Annotated in this window: 16 protein-coding genes and 3 tRNA genes; 1 reads left to right on the forward strand and 18 read right to left on the reverse strand. The window is 38.2% G+C overall.

Annotated features, from left to right (window positions below):
* The 8 genes from ACJJVW_RS00025 to ACJJVW_RS00060 form a co-directional block, all read right to left on the reverse strand.
* On the reverse strand, positions 1-3,226 hold a 3,226-nt coding region (locus ACJJVW_RS00025; RefSeq protein ID WP_405250313.1), incomplete at its 3' end, for a choice-of-anchor L domain-containing protein.
* A 341-nt stretch (positions 3,227-3,567) separates the two neighbouring features.
* Positions 3,568-3,641 (reverse strand) — tRNA-Arg (locus ACJJVW_RS00030).
* A 14-nt stretch (positions 3,642-3,655) separates the two neighbouring features.
* A tRNA-Pro gene (locus tag ACJJVW_RS00035) sits at positions 3,656-3,730 on the reverse strand.
* A gap of 71 nt (positions 3,731-3,801) precedes the next feature.
* A tRNA-Ser gene (locus ACJJVW_RS00040) sits at positions 3,802-3,890 on the reverse strand.
* Between the two features lie 211 nt (positions 3,891-4,101).
* Positions 4,102-5,862: a T9SS type B sorting domain-containing protein gene (locus ACJJVW_RS00045; RefSeq protein ID WP_405250314.1), complete on the reverse strand. Its 1,761-nt coding sequence runs from the start codon at positions 5,860-5,862 to the stop codon at positions 4,102-4,104.
* A gap of 97 nt (positions 5,863-5,959) precedes the next feature.
* Positions 5,960-8,644, reverse strand: coding sequence for a DNA gyrase/topoisomerase IV subunit A (locus tag ACJJVW_RS00050; protein WP_405224394.1), 2,685 nt, complete (start codon positions 8,642-8,644; stop codon positions 5,960-5,962).
* 19 nt (positions 8,645-8,663) lie between these two features.
* On the reverse strand, positions 8,664-9,089 hold the full coding sequence (locus ACJJVW_RS00055) for a hypothetical protein (RefSeq protein WP_405250315.1): 426 nt from the start codon (positions 9,087-9,089) through the stop codon (positions 8,664-8,666).
* Positions 9,090-9,184: 95 nt separating this feature from the next.
* Positions 9,185-11,044, reverse strand: a complete 1,860-nt coding sequence (locus ACJJVW_RS00060) for a DNA topoisomerase IV subunit B (protein WP_298328055.1) — start codon at positions 11,042-11,044, stop codon at positions 9,185-9,187.
* A gap of 203 nt (positions 11,045-11,247) precedes the next feature.
* Here ACJJVW_RS00060 and ACJJVW_RS00065 point away from each other — a divergent pair, with 203 nt between their 5' ends.
* Positions 11,248-12,006, forward strand: coding sequence for a hypothetical protein (locus tag ACJJVW_RS00065; RefSeq protein ID WP_405250316.1), 759 nt, complete (start codon positions 11,248-11,250; stop codon positions 12,004-12,006).
* Position 12,007: 1 nt separating this feature from the next.
* Here the strand turns inward: ACJJVW_RS00065 and ACJJVW_RS00070 are convergent, their stop codons facing one another.
* The 10 genes from ACJJVW_RS00070 to ACJJVW_RS00115 form a co-directional block, all read right to left on the reverse strand.
* Positions 12,008-12,256, reverse strand: coding sequence for a phosphopantetheine-binding protein (locus ACJJVW_RS00070; RefSeq protein ID WP_298328049.1), 249 nt, complete (start codon positions 12,254-12,256; stop codon positions 12,008-12,010).
* A 53-nt stretch (positions 12,257-12,309) separates the two neighbouring features.
* Positions 12,310-13,581 carry a beta-ketoacyl-[acyl-carrier-protein] synthase family protein gene (locus tag ACJJVW_RS00075; protein WP_405250317.1) on the reverse strand — a complete coding sequence of 424 codons (1,272 nt, stop codon included), beginning with the start codon at positions 13,579-13,581 and terminating at the stop codon, positions 12,310-12,312.
* On the reverse strand, positions 13,581-14,015 hold the full coding sequence (locus tag ACJJVW_RS00080) for a 3-hydroxyacyl-ACP dehydratase FabZ family protein (RefSeq protein ID WP_405224380.1): 435 nt from the start codon (positions 14,013-14,015) through the stop codon (positions 13,581-13,583). The genes ACJJVW_RS00075 and ACJJVW_RS00080 overlap by 1 nt, the downstream gene beginning before the upstream one ends.
* Positions 14,012-14,800, reverse strand: a complete 789-nt coding sequence (locus ACJJVW_RS00085) for an SDR family oxidoreductase (protein WP_405250318.1) — start codon at positions 14,798-14,800, stop codon at positions 14,012-14,014. Before ACJJVW_RS00085 ends, ACJJVW_RS00080 begins: the two co-directional genes overlap by 4 nt.
* A 3-nt stretch (positions 14,801-14,803) precedes the next feature.
* On the reverse strand, positions 14,804-15,856 hold the full coding sequence (locus tag ACJJVW_RS00090; protein WP_405250319.1) for a type III polyketide synthase: 1,053 nt from the start codon (positions 15,854-15,856) through the stop codon (positions 14,804-14,806).
* Entirely contained in the window at positions 15,853-16,560 is a 708-nt protein-coding gene (locus tag ACJJVW_RS00095) for a methyltransferase domain-containing protein (RefSeq protein ID WP_405250320.1), read from the reverse strand. The genes ACJJVW_RS00090 and ACJJVW_RS00095 overlap by 4 nt, the downstream gene beginning before the upstream one ends.
* Positions 16,560-17,678, reverse strand: coding sequence for an NAD(P)/FAD-dependent oxidoreductase (locus ACJJVW_RS00100; RefSeq protein ID WP_405250321.1), 1,119 nt, complete (start codon positions 17,676-17,678; stop codon positions 16,560-16,562). Before ACJJVW_RS00100 ends, ACJJVW_RS00095 begins: the two co-directional genes overlap by 1 nt.
* 85 nt (positions 17,679-17,763) lie before the next feature.
* Positions 17,764-18,474: an OmpA family protein gene (locus tag ACJJVW_RS00105; protein WP_035336740.1), complete on the reverse strand. Its 711-nt coding sequence runs from the start codon at positions 18,472-18,474 to the stop codon at positions 17,764-17,766.
* 35 nt (positions 18,475-18,509) lie between these two features.
* Positions 18,510-18,995 carry a lipocalin family protein gene (locus tag ACJJVW_RS00110; RefSeq protein ID WP_405250322.1) on the reverse strand — a complete coding sequence of 162 codons (486 nt, stop codon included), beginning with the start codon at positions 18,993-18,995 and terminating at the stop codon, positions 18,510-18,512.
* A gap of 74 nt (positions 18,996-19,069) precedes the next feature.
* Positions 19,070-19,231, reverse strand: coding sequence for a DUF1328 domain-containing protein (locus ACJJVW_RS00115; protein WP_013752004.1), 162 nt, complete (start codon positions 19,229-19,231; stop codon positions 19,070-19,072).
* Between the last annotated feature and the right edge of the window lie 86 nt (positions 19,232-19,317).

Raw genomic sequence — 19,317 nt, forward strand, 5'->3', positions numbered from 1 at the left:
TTGTGTCATAACAACCTATCGCATTAAACACACGAGCAAAAATGATCTGCTCAAAAGGGTCGTTATTGATATACATTGCTGCGTCCAGCTCTTGGCCTACAGGCGCGTTATCTGCATCTGCTTGGGTGAGGTAATAAGCAACACTTAAACTAGGGTCACCACCAGTAATTTCAGTATCTCTAGATGAAAGCACAAAAAAGTCAAACACACCATCATTATCATCATCACAAGCCTCATAGTCGGCTGGAGTGACAGCCACAGGAACTGGGAAGCTACGAATGCTTAAACTCGTCGTTGAAAAACAACCTGTTGTATTATCAGTCACACGTACTCCTACAATCTGAGGATTGCTCGTGGTGGTAAACATGGTGCTATCTGGGATACTTGAATCACCAGTAGTTGCGCCAGCGGCATCCAAGTGATAGGTCACTGTAAAATTTGCATTAAAACCACTAGTGATTTCTGCATCTTTTTGAGAAAGATCAACCGTTGTAAAGCCATCGACCACACCATCTTCATCACACACTTGAAGTTCTGACGGCGTGATAGCCACAGGATTTTGATTAACAATAGTCTCAAAATTCATCGCAGTATCAAAGGTCGTACATGTGCTACTCGTACTTCTTAAACTATAGAAAATAGTCTGAGGATTACTACTGTTTGAAAAAGAAGTAGGACTTGCAATCGCTACAGGAGGTGTTGCTGTGTAAGCCGCGATACTCTCGTAAAAAGTAACTTCTAGATCTGAGTCTCCACCAGTGATCTCCGCTACATTCTGCGTTAAATCAAAAGTAGCTGCATTTGCTACAGCAGAACAAGTCTCAATACTACTGATTGTAGGAAGGAATGTTGGGTTGGGAGTCACTGTAAGTCTCACGTGCTCTCCAAGGCCTACACAACCATTATCCGTATCTGCCTCTACACGAACCCAAATATCTTGAACGCCACCAGCACTTGTGAATAACGGATTATTGCTATAAGCAGCAGTATCTATAATAGGGTTAATCTCAGATAAGGCTTCTTGCTCTGTTTCATAATAAGCAACAGATACTACTTGTGGTGAGAAAAATGTTTCTATCGTAGCAGTAGCGCCAGAGAAATCAAATACAGCAATACCATCACTATCGGTATCACACTCAATCTCATCTGCAAAGAGTGTTCCTGTTGGAATTTGAGAAGCACTTACAATCACGTTAATAACGCCTTCTCGTGAACATCCATCTAGGTTTGTAACAGTCACAGCAATAGCCTCATTAAAAGGAGAACCACTGTTTATATAAGCCGTAGGATCAGTTATAGGTGTGCCAGAAGCGTCTACATAAGTAAAAGTCTCGTTGGCCGAATTTGTACTCAACTCGCTTTGTGACTGTGTTAAGTTTAAAGTTGTAACACCGTTTGTATCATCATCACACTGACGTAAAGTTACTGGTGTGGTTAGGACTGGGAGCTCACCTACCACAAGTGAAATATTTCTAGTAGCAAAGCAATTTACGTCACTATTATTTTCCACGCGTACTACAATAGTTTCACCACCAGCATTAGAATTAGTGTAAGCAAGTGGTAAAGGATTGTCATTATTGTTAGCATCTACACCTCCACTATGAAAGCTCACATTGAATAAAGTAGGGTCTTGAACTCCTAAAATAGTATCCGTAATACTAGATAGATCAAAAACAGTTATTCCATTAGTATCGTCTCCATCAGTAGCATCGTCACAAACTAAAAATGGCCCAGGATCATTTGCTACAGTTTGGTCGCTTACAGATATTACAAACGAACCTACATCAAAACAATTTGAACTTAGCATGGTCTCTATACGGACAAAAATCTCTTCTGATGGACTTGTGTTTGTATAAGCCCCTGGGTTAGATATGTTATTTATATCCATTTCTGCATCCGATTGAAGCGTATGAAAAGTAACCATTACATCTGTTTGCCCTGAGGTGATAGCGGCTAACTGATCGTTTAAGTTAAATACTTCAACTCCATCGCCAGATGGATCATCGCAAACCATAATATCCATAGGATCATTATACATAGCAGACGCAAACTCTATCGCTACCGAATCCTCACCTATACAACCACTACCAGTATCTACTAAAACTTTATATTGACCATCAACCATTACATCAAGCGTTCCATTAACTTGAGCTGGAACAAATGATTCAAACATACTAGTTGTAGTATTAAATTGTTGCCACTCAAATGTTGTAGTTGCAGTTGTATTATCTGTTGCATCTAGCGTTATAGTCTCTCCTTCACAAGCAGCATTGAAATTAATACCAACTTGATCTGCTCCAATATCTACACCCAAACTCAAACTACCACCACGCAAAAATACAGCTGAGTCAAAACCGTTATCAGAACGATCTGCAATTACCATTTTGAGCGTGTACGTTTCATTAGGTACTATTGCTACTGTCGTTGTGGTCAATACTGTAGTCAATCCATCAAACTGAGTAGGGATATCATTAAGATTATCATTAGAATTACTTACATACAATTCTGGAAAATAATTTACACCTAAGTCCTCTGAACCGCATAAAAATCCATTGATGGCATCTTGCGTAGGATCTAAATGTATTGTTGCTGTACTTACAGCAACATTTGAAGATCCTTGTATAGCAGCAATATTAGTACCTCCAAAAGCAGTACCCGAGTCATCTGGAATTCCTGGACCTTTCACTAAAAAAGCAAAACCATCTCTGAAATTATCATCACACTCAAATTCATTTTCATACTCTTCAGAAGCAAAAATAAATTCAAAATCTACAGTATCGATATTTGAAGAAAAGGTAAATTCAAATACAGTAGCATCATTTGTAACAGCTACTGTACCATATAAGTTGTCTAATATTGTTTGAAGGTCAGTATCTCCATTCCAGCCACCTGCACTATTGCCACCTCCGTCATCATTGGGACCTTCTGCTAGGCGAGCAAAACCCGATGTAAGGATAATTCCATCTTGAAAAGGAAAATTAGAACCGTTTGCATTAAAATACCCCCAACTTTTCTGATTTGAATCTGTAGCACCTCCGGGATTTTCTTGAAAATTAGTAAGCGACACATCGGCACATGAAGATCCACTTATAAGTACATTTTGGATGAGCTCTTCTGCAGTAAAAGCAGATTCTGGATAAACTGGATTATTAACAGCTATACTCTGCGCTGATGAACTATTGTAACAAGAAAAAAATAAAATAATAGCTAGTAAAAATACTCTCATATAAAAATGCTTGAAATTTAAAAACAGAAAAAAAATATCTAGTGTATGAGTTTAGATAGAGATTTTCAAAACCTTCAGTATGTAATTAATAATTGACTATCACTGTTCTGTTTTATAGAACAGTTGAGATTATAAAATCCATAACAAACATTGAAAATTAATTCTCATAATTATTGAGAATACTAAAAATTTCTAAGCTATTGATTTTAAGGTTCGAATATATAAAAACATCGAGCTATAAATAAGAGGATATCCTCATATTGTGACAAAAAGAGTTATTTAATTAAAATCAATCCAAAAAAAAACCACATTCTAAAAAGAATGTGGTTTTTAAAGTGATGTGAGCCCTGCAGGATTCGAACCTGCGACCGCCTCCTTAGAAGGGAGGTGCTCTATCCAGCTGAGCTAAGAGCCCTAATCAACAATAAGTCGGGGTAGCAAGATTCGAACTTGCGACCTCCTCGTCCCAAACGAGGCGCGATAACCGGGCTACGCTATACCCCGAAATATACACTTAGTGTATAAATCTTTAAATAACAAAACAGATGGTTACTCATCTGTTTTGTTATGACTTGCGGAGAGACAGGGATTCGAACCCTGGGTAAGTGTTTCCACCTACGACGATTTAGCAAACCGCTCCTTTCGGCCACTCAGGCACCTCTCCTTTTAATAAAATAATGAACTTGCTTGTTGTAAGCGGATGCAAATTTACATCAACAAATAGAAGAAAACAAGAATAATTTCAACTTTAATTCAAAAAAAAATAAAGATTAAATACCGCACGATTCTATTTGATTAAAAATCAGATACTCACCTCTAATTATTGTAAATAAAATAATTTAAAAAAAATAATATTTTCGCGAAAGCGGTATACCTTAATACCTTCTTAAAGCAAAATATCCAGTAAACGTCACGTTTGAACGCGTATTTGCTTTGTACCAAAAACCATTATCAAAAAGCATTTTACCTTGATAGCTTCCATCCCAACCTTGCCCATAAGGAGAAATGGTTTTGAGACGCTTTCCAAATCTGTCATAAATTTCTATACTCGTAACTGTCTCTCCATTTACCATTACTCCCCTAACCTGCCAGGTGTCATTAACACCATCTCCATTAGGAGTGAAATATTTTGGAAATCCCGGGTCAGGTTTGATACGCCTGCTATCCATTCCACAACCGTTGCGGTCTCTTACATAAACCTGAATATCTGTCGCATCAATATTTGTAAGTAATGCACTAGATTGATAAGGACCATTCTCACTCGTGCTAGAATATTCAAAATCACCTTCCTCTTCTAATTCTACTAGAACGTTTACCGTGTTTCCTTGGTTGGAGATTACTAAGTTATCAATGATGGGAGGATCAATTATAGACACCTCAAAAGAATGTGTAGCGGTACAAATAATAGTACCAGAGTCAATAACTGTTTCTGTGCTCACCTCCACTATATACACTCCTGAAGCATTTATAGTAACTTGAGCGTCTGAGGATATGGTCACCATTTCACCATCATTTATTGTACTCCACACAATGCGCTCATACGGTTCTAGATAGCTCAGGATTAAAGGAGCATTATCTCTGCAAATCTCATAATTTTCGGCGAGATCAATTAAGGGATTTAGGTCAACCATTTCACCTGTAATGCCATCTGTATAAGGACCGCAGCCAAAGGTGGTCGTAAAGCTTGTTTGCGTGCAATTTTGTGCCTCTCCAGCGGCATTAAAAGGTGTTATGGTTACGTAATACGTAGTACCTTCAAGAAAGTCCAGTACCGCTGTAGATGTAGCTAGACCAATATCTGTATTTGCAAGCACGTCTGATCCTCCTGGGATTGTACCTATTCTTATAAGATAACCCTCTACATTAGTCACTGCCTGCCATTCAAGTATTGGTGTGAGCGCAACTTCAGTTGCTCCATCTATTGGCGCTATAAGTTGGGTGCAGTCTGGAACTTCCGTGGCAATATTTTCTGTAGTAAATGAGGTTTCTGTGCAGCCTGTTGCTTGTCCATTCTCATTATATGATATCAGCGTAACATAATACGTAATACCCGGATTAAAGTCTACAGCGCTATTGTAAGTCAACATATTACCCAAGTTTTGACCATTTACAACATCTACCGCTCCAGGTGAAGTACCTATATTTATGATGTAGCCCGTAGCTCTAGGCGCATAAGGCCAACTTATTGTAGTGTTTAAAGAAACGTCTACGGCTCCATTTACTGGAAAACTTACTTGCGTACAGGACGGAATAACGGTAACATCTTCCGTAGTAAAAGACTGACTATTGCATGACTGCGAGCCACTTACAAAAAAGGATCGGACCGTAATGTAGATGATGGTACTTTCTGGCATTCCCTGCGGAGGATTAAAACTCGCTGAAATACCTACACTAAAATTATCAAGTATATCTGTACCTCCTGCAGTAGTACCTAAGTCTATAAAGTAATTAACTGCTCCGGCTACTGGCTCAAAACTTATTGGAGCAATTACAGAAACATTGGTTTCTCCTTGAGCTGGAGAAATAAGCAAAGCACAGCTGGTGTCTTGAACGGCCGCTTTCGCGAAAACGTGAAAAACACAAAACAATCCTATTAAATAGAACCGAAGGCAACTCTCTTTACTGCTCAAGTTCATTCTACAAAGTTTTCAAAATAAAGACTTATCAAATATACTGACTAGTCGTTAAAGCATCTTGTAGGAAAAAATAGGTTGATTTTAAATCAATTAAAATCTAAAATAAAGAGGTTTGCGACTCAGAATCATCATCATCGTTGCCTACTTCACCATCTGCTTTTTTTGCGGGTTGAGAAGAACTCTTTTCTGGAGTTACTTCTTCCTCACCTACCACTTCAATATTTTCTTTTTCCTCTTCTACCTCCTCATAAGGCAAAGACTCCATCCAGTTTACACCTTTAAGCTTTTCTGTATAAAACGTATTACCTAGGGCACTTATACCTTTTACAGCTATAAAGTCTTCCATGGATACAATCTCATTTTCCTTAGCCTCCTTACCTCGTTGCTTATAAAATATCATTTCGGCTACTGGTCGCCAGTCGGTAGAAACTAGTTCTAGCACGCTATTCTCATGATCAGATATAAATGTTTCTTCTTTATCTGGAGTATCTATCAAGAATCGCTTACCATAATAACGATCCTTATTACCATCCCAATAGATAGCTGTAATAGGCTTTTGAGGATTCCATTTTTCTAGTACAATCATATCTTCGTCAAAATGATGTGTCACCTCTGGAATAATCGTGCGCACATTACCATGCTGATTGATAATCAATAAACGGTCATCTGGACGAAATTCACCCAGAAGATCTCCGCGCTCGTCAAGGTTAAGGCGTTGTACTGTATTATCAAACCATATCTTACGTGGTTTAAGTGTAGACAGCCCTTTTTCTTTAAGCTCTACAGATTTTACTGCATTTTTAGAAACGATGTTACCTTTAGAAGATCGGCCTTTTATGATAACATCTGCAAAGTCTATTTCTAATCGGAGCTTCTTTATGGAAGCAACTGCCCTCAAGTATACTGTAACTAGTTCTGCCTCTCCATTAGGATTTGCACTAAAATAAAGCACCTGAGCGCTCTTCTGGTCTCCAGCCAGCTTGTAATCATTATTACGTGTAACAGAGGTAACGTTAAAGCGCTTAACGTACGTAGGCAATCCATTACCTGCTCTGTAAATCATATTGTATGTTGTACGCTTATCCTTTTTCTTAAAAATGGCTACATGTAAAATATCCTTACCAATAAAGGTTTTAGATTCCACCTTTACCACCATCATCGTTCCAGACTTTGTAAATACAATTACATCATCTATATCAGAACAGTCGGTTACATACTCATCTTTTTTGAGAGATGTTCCCACAAATCCTTCTTCACGATTTACGTAAAGTTTCGTATTTCTCAATACTACCTTGGCTGCTTGAATATCATCAAAGATTTTAATCTCTGTTTTACGTTCTTTTCCAGCTCCGTAGTCCTTTTTTAACCTTGTGAAATAATCTATCGCATACTGCGTAAGATTATCTAAGTGATATTTTACTTGAGTGATTTGATCCTCAAGTGCATCTATCTTCTGTTGAGCTTTATCTATATCAAACTTAGAAATTCGCTTAATACGTATCTCCGTTAATCTTGTGATATCCTCAACGGTAACCGCTCTTTTTAAGTGACCTATATGTGGTTTTAAACCATCATCTATCGCTTTAATAACGCCATCCCAAGTCTCTTGTTCTTCAATGTCACGGTAAATTCTATTTTCAATAAAAATACGCTCCAGTGAAGCATAATGCCATTGGTTTTCAAACTCACCTAGTTGAATCTCAAGTTCTGCTTTTAATAAATCTTTTGTGCGGTCAGTAGAGCGACGTAACATCTCTGTTACTCCCACAAAGAGTGGCTTATTATTTTCTATAACGCAACTAAGCGGTGATATAGAAGTCTCACAATTTGTAAATGCATATAATGCATCAATTGTTTTATCTGGTGAGATTCCAGCAGGAAGATGTACTAATATCTCTACGTTTGCAGAGGTATTATCTTCTATTTTTTTAATCTTAATTTTACCCTTATCATTTGCTTTAAGAATAGAATCTATGAGTGATGTTGTGGTCTGCCCAAAAGGTAACTCAGTAATTACAAGCGTATTTTTATCTTGCTGACTTATACGAGCTCTACAACGTACTTTACCACCTCGTAATCCATCTTTATAGTCAGTAAAGTCGGCTATACCAGCCGTAGGAAAATCTGGATATAATGTAAATTTCTTGTCCTTAAGATGTTTGATAGAAGCATCTATTAGTTCTATAAAATTGTGAGGAAGTACCTTTGTACTTAAACCTACGGCAATACCTTCTGCTCCAGATGCTAGAAGCATTGGGAACATTACTGGTAGATTTATAGGCTCCTTCTTACGACCATCGTATGATGCCTGCCATTCTGTTATTTTCGGATTGTAGACAACATCAAGTGCAAACTTGGTAAGTCTTGCTTCTATATAACGAGAAGCTGCTGCACGGTCACCAGTTAGAATATTTCCCCAGTTACCCTGTGTATCAATGAGTAGATCTTTTTGCCCTATTTGCACCATAGCATCACCTATACTCGCATCACCGTGAGGGTGATACTGCATCGTGTGACCTACTACATTTGCAACTTTATTATAACGACCATCATCAAGCTCTTTGAGAGCATGCATAATACGACGTTGTACCGGTTTGAATCCATCTTCTATAGATGGAACGGCACGCTCTAGGATTACATAAGATGCATAATCTAAAAACCAGTCTTCAAACATCCCCGAAACTCGAGTGATGGTTTCTCCTCCACCGTCCACTACTTCAGCAGGAAGTGTCTCTGGGTTTAATTCTTCGTCTTCGTTATGGTCGTTTATTTCTTCGCTCATTAATTGGTTGTAATAACACTTACTTTTCTAATGGTTCCATCGTGTCTTGCCACGGCGTTACAAATACATTTATAAATCTATGGTCGCCATAGGTTTGAACTCGCACTTCCCTTTTGGCTTCATTTTCCTTAAAGCTTGCAATAAAGCGATAGTTCATAGTATCTGAGGTCGTCCCTTTAACACTTTTCAATTTCAACTTTTTTAGAGCTCCTGTTTCGTTTCTTATCGTTTTATAATAAGCTACACCTTCATCACTCTTCAAATATCCCTTCAAATCGCTAGACACAGAAAATTTTCTGAAATCAATTGGCTCATCCCTCATTACGGCTTTGGCAAATCGTTTTGCTTCTCCTGTATTAATCTTCATTACCGTATTAATTACTGCAGAGGCACACCCCATCAATAAAATACTTACCATCGCAATAAATGTTAATCTCCTTATCATATTTCTTGTTTTAAAGTTCTATAACTATAGACGCTTAAAAACTTGTAATGGTTGTCTCAATCTTTCTTTATTCACGTTTTCGCGAAAGCGGACTACTAATCCTCCTCCACTACTCTATCTAATTCTACCTTGAGATTTTCAATAATAAACTTCTGTCTATCTGGCGTGTTTTTACCCATGTAGAAAGACAACAATTCTTCAATCATCAAGGCTTTGTCTAACATTACTGGCGCTAGCCTTATATCTTCTCCTATAAAAAACTGGAACTCATCTGGAGATATCTCTCCAAGTCCCTTAAATCGAGTAATCTCTGGCTTTGCGCCTAAGCGGGCCATAGCATCTGCCTTTTCTTGATCACTATAACAGTACACTGTTTCTTTCTTGTTACGTACTCTAAAAAGGGGTGTTTCAAGAATATATAAATGGCCTTCTTTTATGAGCTCTGGAAAAAACTGCAAGAAGAAGGTTATTAGTAATAATCGTATGTGCATACCGTCAACATCGGCATCTGTTGCGATCACAATGTTGTTATAACGTAAGTCCTCTATAGACTCTTCTATATTAAGTGCAGCTTGCAAGAGATTAAACTCCTCGTTTTCGTAAACGATTTTCTTTGAAAGTCCGTAGCTATTAAGAGGCTTTCCTTTAAGACTAAAAACAGCTTGTGTGTTTACATCACGTGACTTTGTAATTGATCCAGATGCAGAATCTCCCTCGGTAATAAACAACGTAGTCTCGAGGTTACGTTCTTTCTTACTATCTGTAAGGTGGATACGGCAATCTCTTAATTTCTTATTGTGAAGGTTTGCTTTTTTTGCCCTGTCTTTTGCTAGTTTACGTATTCCAGAAAGATCCTTTCGCTCACGTTCTGCTTGTAATATTTTACGTTGCAGTGCATCGGCTACAGGAGTATTTTTATGTAAAAAGTTATCAAGTGCAGTTTTAAGAAAATCATTAATATACGTTCTCACGGTAGGTAACTCACCTCCCATATCTGTAGATCCTAGTTTGGTCTTCGTTTGCGACTCAAAAACAGGCTCCATCACTTTAATACTAATCGCAGATACAATTGACTTTCTAATATCTGATGCCTCGTAACTCTTATTGTAAAACTCACGAATGGTTTTTACTATGCTTTCGCGAAAAGCTGCCTGGTGTGTTCCACCCTGCGTTGTATTTTGACCATTTACAAAAGAGTGATACTCCTCAGAATATTGCGATTTACTGTGTGTTATTGCAACTTCAATATCTTCCCCTTTTAAGTGGATAATATCGTACAGTCTATCTCCTTCTGCGATACTTTCTGAAAGTAAATCTTTTAGTCCATTTTCAGAAAAGAATTTCTCACCGTTAAAAACAATGGTAAGTCCTGGATTAAGATACACGTAGTTCTTAATCAAACGTTCTACATACTCAGAGCGAAATTTGAAATTTTTAAATATCTCACCATCTGGAACAAATGACACTTTAGTACCACGCCTGCGCGAAGTCTCATCTAGTAAATCTTGATTCTGTAATTCACCACGTTCAAACTCTGCACTTGCAGATTTTGCATCTCTAGTAGATTCTACTCTAAAGTAGCTAGATAATGCGTTTACCGCCTTAGTACCTACACCGTTTAGACCTACAGATTTTTTAAATGCACGCGAATCATACTTACCTCCCGTGTTCATTTTTGAAACAACATCCACTACTTTTCCAAGCGGAATACCACGACCGTAATCACGTACGATTACTTTTTCTCCTTGTATGGAAATCTCTATGGTCTTCCCGGCTCCCATCACAAACTCATCGATACAGTTATCAAGCACCTCTTTTACAAGGATATAGATACCGTCGTCTGCGCTAGAACCATCACCTAGTTTACCTATATACATCCCTGGACGCATGCGGATGTGCTCTTTCCAATCGAGCGATCGGATATTATCTTCGTTGTATTGTGTTTCTTGAGTCATAAAATGTCGTGGAGTCGCTAATATAAGGACTTGCAATGGCTTAAAGAACCTCAAAATAAAGAAATAATTAACAATTTTGAAAATAGCATTGTTGATTACCAAATTCTCTATGCTTTCGCGAAAATGTGATTAAATTATTCTCTCTTCTTTTTCTTTACAAACCATGCGATTTGTATCTTTCTATCCTTACAAAGTTAGATTTTATGGCAGTACTAAATGGATTAAATCGAAGATTATTATTAATTGCCTTTGTGGGTGGTGCTATCGCTATATTACTGATTTATAGAAACCAAACAACAACGCCACCCGAAGTTCATACTGCCGAAGATTTATTAGAAAAAGTAATGAACGCCAGTGGGACAAAAGAGCGCTACAACAACATAAAAAACATACGCTTTACAAAAGCTTTTCATTTATACCATGAAAATGGAACTGTAGAAATAGATCGTACTGAGTTACATCAATATGATTTTAGTGAGGGCACTCAACGCAATGTAAGTTGGTCATCAGGTACTACAAATTACAAGCTCATACAAAAGGATTCAGATATATACCAGACTATAAATGACATCAGAGATACCACCACCACAAAAGTTTCACTACAAAATAAACTAAACGCCGCTACTTTCGTTTTAGGACTGCCCTACACTTTAGATAGTGATAGTTCGATAAAAGTATACAATGGCTTACAAGATTTTGAAGGCGTAAAAGCACATGAACTGGTCGTTACATTTACAGGCAGCAAGGATGTCTGGAGTCTTTATTATGAGCCAACAACGTTTGCATGGCTAGGTTACTGGGTGCAAACCTCAGATCACTACAGCCTTGTTGTTAATGATGAAATGACGGAGGTGGATGGATTCCAATTTTCGCGAAAGCGCACCAGTTATCGCACAGATTCCTTAAAAGTGAGACAATACCTAAGAGCAGATTATAACTACTCTAATTATGAAATAAAGTAACCTAAGACTGTACTTTTGCCTCGATAACTTCGATAGCAGACTGCACCGTTTCCATCTTTTCTATCTCATCATCTTCAATAGTAATATCAAAGTGATCTTCTACGTCAAGCACTATATCTACTAGATTTGCAGAGTTTACATTAAGTTCTTGAGTTAAGTGGCTTGTAGGTTTTATATCATCTACAGATACATCTTCTGGTAGGTAAATTTTGATAATATTCTTTAGTGCTTCGTAGTGTTCGTTATTCATAATCTTATGTGTAAACTGTGATGATTAACACAGTATGTTATTTTTATCTCTAGTTATTCAAATTTCTTAAAAATCATACAGCAATTCACATCGCCAAAACCAAAACTAGCTTTTGCCGCTACCTTTACAGGCATATCGATGGTTTTTGTGAGTACTTTATCTTGAGCTACTCGCTCTAATATTTCCGGATGTATGTGAGCAGAGTTAATATTCCCAAAAATACGACCTTCCTCAAGTTCTAAAATAGTCGCTACGGTCTCAATACTCCCAGCCGCCGCGAGACAGTGTCCAGTCATGCTTTTAAGCGAATTGATATAAGGAAAATCCTCTCCTTTCAATTCAAGAGCTTCACTCCAATTTGCAATTTCTGTTGGGCACATCCCAGTAGAAGTGAGATGCCCATTTATGGTATCAATTTCCGTCGCAGATACTCCTGCATTTTTAACCGCAGTTTTTATACAATGCTGTACAGCCTCACTATTAGGTGCTGTCATCGTCCCACCATTACGCTGTCCTCCACTATTTACTGCACCACCTAGAATTTCGGCATATATCTTTGCCCCTCGTTGCTGTGCACTTTCGAGAGTTTCTAGTACTAATGCTCCTGCTCCAGCGCCTGGCACAAAACCATTTGCATCTTCTTGCATAGGCCTGCTTCCAGCTTCTGGATTTTCATTATATTTTTTTGTGAGTACGCGCATTGCATCAAAACCTCCCCAAATGTAAGGACCGCTATCGTTGCAACTACCCACTAGCATTCGCACTGCATCACCGTTGCGCACACGCTCATAGCCCATAAGTACGCTTTCTAGTCCTGTAGTGCAGGCACTAGAATTTGTAGTGACTTGGTTTCCACAACCTAGATACCCTCCTAGATATGCACTTATACCGCTTGCCATCGTTTGCACGACAGAAGTACTACCTAAGCGGCGTACTTTGCCTTCATCAGTTAGGTAAATAGCACTTCTAAATTTTTCGGCGCCTAGTAAGGAAACTCCAAAGACGATTCCACTATCATAATCGACAGTATCTTTATCTGTAGGCGCGAGTCCAGCGTCTGTCCACGCATCTACTCCAGCTATCATTCCGTACTCAATTCCAGAGCTTTGTAAATCTCGAAGTTGCAAGGCTGTAAAGTAGTTTTCGAGCATTCCTTCCGGAATTTCTGGCTGTCCAGCAATCTGACACCCAAAATTGAGGTCTGCTAGTTTCTGGTGAAATTTAATTCCACTTTTACCAGAGAAAATGGCATCAGAAAATGCTTTGAGCCCTATTCCATTAGGTGCACAAACGCCCATTCCAGTTATAACTACTCTATGCTTCATTATTTAGTGCTAAAAATTCCTGCAAGTGTTCCTTTTACACAGACCTCATCTTGTGCATTAAGAAGCTTCACATTACATTTTAATTTATTAAATCTAAAATAGGCCTCCTCTGATACAACAGTCACTTTCTCCCCAGGCATCACAGGTTTTAAAAACTCAACATCTGCGCTAGTAAATGCTACTTTTAAAGCAGCTAAATCTTGACCTGCCAACTTAGAAATACCCAAACTTACTAAACCTATTTGCGCCATGCATTCTGTGAGTATCACACCAGGTGTAACAGGATTACCCTTAAAGTGTCCTTCATAAAAATAAGATTCTCTAGAAAATGTATAAGAACCAACAATATATGAGTCGCCCAGCTCTTCTATCTGATCTACAAATAGAAAAGGCGCCGTATAAGGCAATAACGCTATGATCTCTTCACTGCTCATCGTATGTGTTCCCCTCCGTCTACGGGAATCACAGCGCCATTAATCCAGGCTGCTTCATCACGTGTTAACAAATACACAGCATTACCTACATGCTTAGGCAGTGTTAATCGCTTGTAAGGATTACGTTGCTGTGCCATTTCTTTCATATGCTCGCTCCCTGGTATGAGACGCAAGCTCTCTGTATCTGTCACTCCTGCCTGAATACAGTTAGACGTAAGCCCAAGTGGCGCAAACTCTAGTGCAATCCCTCTAGAAATGGCTTCAAGAGCTGCCTTGGCTGCAGCAACTGCGCCATATTGTGGCCATGCTTTGCTGCTACCTTCACTTGTAAATGCAATGGCTCTTGCAGATGGGGTAAATAATTCCGCTTTCGCGAAAGCGGATACCCAATCATAATAACTCACCGCCATGGCGTCTAGAGTACCTTTGAAATCCTCATTGCTAAGTGTGGCACTATCTTCTGAATATAATGGCTTCAAATTACCACGGGCGATGCTATGCACCACTACTTTTATTGCTCCTGCGCCAACTGTATCCTTTATTTCTGAGATAGTAGCTTGACGCTTATCTGCATTAAGGGCATCTGTATTATATGACAATATGGTCGCTCCAGAAACTTCCATCTCGCGCATAGCGTCTTCAAAAGCTGCTATCACACTACGACGAGATCTGTGAATGATAATAATATTCATTCCCTCATGCGCTAGTTTCTTTGCGGTGGCTAGCCCAAGACCTGAGCTACCTCCTAAGATTACTGCGTATTTATTTTTATAAGATTGACTCATCACTTACCATTTTAATAATACACGTTGCGCCGAAAATCCTGGACCAAAACTTAGCATAATTCCTAAGTCACCTTCCTCACATTCTCTATCAAGAAAACGTTCTAAAACGTACAACACAGTAGCACTACTCATATTTCCATATAATTTAAGTACCTCCTTCGTGTCGTCTATATTCTTTCCAAGCTTACCAAAGAGATCTTCCACCGTTTCAACAATCTTACGCCCTCCTGGATGAAATATAAGATGGTTTACATCTGCTATAGTATATCCATTCTTTTCTAAGAAAGGATGAATTATATCTGGAAACTTATCTGCTATCTGTTGTGGCACTCGCTGGTCTAAAATCATCTGTAAACCACTATTTACAAGCTTAAAGCCCATCATTTCCTGCGCATCATAAAAGTGATACATTTCTGTATCCACTATTTCCGGTCCGCTATCTTCTTCTTTACTTGACATGAGAACGCAAGCCGCACCATCTCCAAAGATAGCTGCACTCACCACGTTTACCATCGAGTAATCATCATGTTGAAAAGTAGCCGTAGGACTTTCTATCGCTATAACAGCTGCTCGTTTTCCAGGATTTGCTTTAAGAAATTCATTTGCATATAGCACACCGCTTACTCCAGCAGCACACCCCATCTCCGTTACCGGTAATCGCACAATGTCTTGGCGTAGTTTGAGCGCATTAATTAAATATGCATCTAGGGAAGGAATCATAATACCCGTACAACTTACCGTAATAATATAGTCAAGGCTAGTACCATCCCATGAAGCTTTAGTAAGCGCTTTAGATAATACCTGCTCTCCTAGCTTTACAACCTCACGAGTATAAATGTCATTCTTCTCTTGAAAACTAGTAGCTGTAAATACCTCTTCTGGCGCCATAATGCTATAGCGCTTATCTACTGCTGCATTACCAAAAATCTTCTTAACCTTTCGTTTAAAACGATCTTCTTGCCCATCTAGCCATATGTCTAGAAAAGGCATTATCTCTGCTGTAGTACGTGAATATTGTGGTAACTGTTTTGCTACCGTCGTAATGGTTACGCTCATATAGTTTTTATCACCCACAAATATCTAAACGCCCATTTCCATTGTATGGAATAGTTGTCTAGTGCAAGTTGTTTTGAATAGGTTTCTAATTCTTTTCTTCTAAAAGAGCGGGCAATGCTCACCCTTCCGTCGTATTTGGCAATCTTACTTTTCATAAATATACCGCTAAAAAGCTGAAATAAACGGTACGCTATCTTACTTCGCTGTAAATCGTTTACTATGATACCAATACTTGCCAATTTTTTAAATTTCTCCATAAACACAAGTAGTTGTTCATCAGAAAAATGATGCATTGTTAAGGTGCAAATAATCACATCACATTCAAAAGTAGTATCATCTATCGTTAATATATTTTGACGGCTAAAGGTTAAGTTATCATAGCCCTTAGATTTCTCTCGGGCACTATCAATACTTTTATCATTAATGTCTACCCCATAAAATGAAATATCAACAGCACTATTTTTAAAGTGCTTTGCTATGTGTCTTAATACTTCTCCATCACCACAGCCCACATCTACAACGTTCCATTTCTTTTTCTCAGGATGTGCGCTTATTAAGTCTTCTAGCGCTGTTATCGTGATATGATTACCACCTAGGTATTTATTTACCGTAGCGAGATCCTTTAATGCTAGATGTAAGTCTACCTCTGGAAGACTGGGATCATCCATTAATTCAGGAGTAGTACTACGATTTTTAAAATTCATTATTTTATAAGATTTCCATGTGTTGACTGTATCACGCTACTCAATAATCTAGGTGATTTTTGAAGTATTCCTACCCCTAGTCTAGTTATTGTTGCGTTATGCAAGCCACGTTGTATAAGCGCCCCGTTACGCATTCTGGTCGCAAAGGTTTGCTTCCACTGCTTCGTATATTCTTTTTCTAGCTGCTCCCGCTTTTTTGAAGTACTTATATGGTTACTAAGACACTCACTTGCAATCTTTGCGCTATGAATTGCCATTGCCATACCGTTACCGCATAAAGGATGTATGAGTCCTGCACTATCACCTATCATTAATAAGTGATTCTCCACCGCAGATTTATCTTGAAATGAGATCTGACTAATGGTGAGTGGTTTTGCAAAAATTGGTTCCGCTTGCGCGAAAAATTCTTTTAAATGACGATTTTGCTCTAACACCTTAACTCGGTACGTATCTAAGTCTTTATGTTTCTTAAACGAATTTACATCTGCTAGGTAACAAACGTTTATCGCATCTGTTTCCACTTTTGATAACCCACAATAACCTCCTGAAAAATTGTGTAATGCCACCAAATCTTCTGGGAATTGTCCAGTATAATGTGCTTTTACACCCATCCAAGGGGATTTTGTACTTATAAATTTTCGCGAAAGCGTGATATCTAATCCGCTCCTCTTACCATAGGCTCCAAGAGCATAGGGTGCTCTAAAACTTTTATCTTTTGTGGTAACCTCAAATTGCTCCCTCCCGAAAGTAACATTTGTAGCGGTTGCCTGCTCAAATACCAATCCTAGGCTTATAGCTCGTTCATACAAAGCTAGATCTAAAGCATACCTGCTGATACCAAAACCTCCTAAAGGAAGTTTGATTTCAAGTGCATTGCCAGAGAGTCCAGAAAATTGAAATCGGTTTATTTTCTTAGCGCCATTGTTTATGGGATAAATACCCAACACGTCTAAATATGGCAATACTTCATTTGAAACATACTCACCGCAGACCTTATGCTTAGGGTATGAATTTTTCTCAATAAGCATCACAGAGAAGTCAGCTTGCAGTAAGTGTACAGCGGCTGTGAGTCCGGCAAGACCCCCACCTATTATTATGATATCGCAATCTTGTTCCACTATGTGAATTTACAGATTAGATCGCATAAAAAATCCCCAAAACATAAGTTTTGAGGATTTTGTGATTTCTGTTTAACAGAAGAAATTAGTTCCCTCCGTTTGCTTCTTTCATAGCATCTTGCTTCATCTCTTCGTTAGGAACAATAGCAAGTTGTACACGTCTGTTTTGAGCACGTCCCTCTGCTGTATCATTACTAGCTGCTGGTTGCGCTTCACCGTACCATACCGTTGTAAATCTTCCTGCAGATAATCCTGTACTTACCATATAGTTAGTCACAGCATTTGCTCTGTTTTGAGATAACGTCATGTTATTTACATCAGATCCTACACTGTCTGTATGACCTGCTACAATTACGTTAGTTTGGTTATACTCCTTCATAATGTTAGACATTTTATTAAGTAATGTCTGACTAGCTGGATTCACGTTATATTTTGCTGTATCAAAATAAACTCCTGAGTTCTCATCAAAAGTTACTACGATACCATCATCTACACGCTCTACAGTTGCTCCTGGAAGTTCTTGCTCGATTTGTTGCGCTTGCTTATCCATTTTGTTTCCAATAAGGACACCTGCTCCACCACCTACTACACCACCTATAACAGCTCCTAGTTCTCCATTGCCACCTTTACCGGCATTGTTCCCTATAATTGCTCCAAGGATAGCTCCTCCAGTTGCACCTATAACAGCACCTTTCTGTTTATTGTTTGCATTTTTTGTAGCCTCACAACTTGTGAAACCTGTAAGCATTGCTGCTCCTAATGCTATTACTGTAATATTTCTTACTATATTTTTCATAATCTTAATTCTTTAGGTTGATTGTTAACTACAGACTACTCTGCAATTTTGGTAAAATTCATTGTAATGTTAAAAGGTTTACCCTCTACGCTTACTGTTTGTGACATTTGTAATTGGTCTTCAGAAAGGTAAGAAAGCGCTACTCTAAAACCAGCGTTAGTTTCAGACTTCATTTTAGCATCTGTTGGCTTCACAAGAATATTATAATTCATATCATCGCCTTCATTATCTGGAATACTCCATACGAAGTAACGCTTCTCTATATCACAGCCTACTCCCGAAAGTTCGTAATTTCCAAAGTTATTATTAGGGATAAAACGCCATGTGCTTCCTTCCATACATTCTTGTGATGCGTCATTAAAAAGGTTAATATTAAAAGTTCCTTGACGATCATAACTTACTTCGTTAAGCGTCCAAGTTCCTTTGAGTGTTTTTTTAGATTGCTTTACCACTTGAGATGGTCCACAGCTTGCCATAGTAGCAACTAAAAGAACGAGTATTACTGATTTTATATATTTCATAATAGTTAGGGTTAAATTAAAAAAAGCAACCTTTCATAAGTGAAAGGCTGCGTTTTAAGTATGTTTAGATAGTCTTATCTTTTAAATAATCTACTTACTAAAGAAAGTAAGAAGAGTACAATAAAGATGAAGAATAATATTTTTGCAATGCTTTCCGCACCTGAAGCGATTCCGCCAAATCCGAAGACTGCTGCGATGATTGCAATGATGATAAAAATAACTGTCCAGCGTAACATAATATATTGTTTTTATTGATTAGTATGATGTAAAAGTATCTGGATACACCGTTTTATTTTTATTCTTTAGCAGCTTTTAACTAGGA

Origin of the sequence: Dokdonia sp. Asnod3-C12, assembly GCF_045063975.1 — a bacterium.
GTDB lineage: Bacteria > Bacteroidota > Bacteroidia > Flavobacteriales > Flavobacteriaceae > Dokdonia.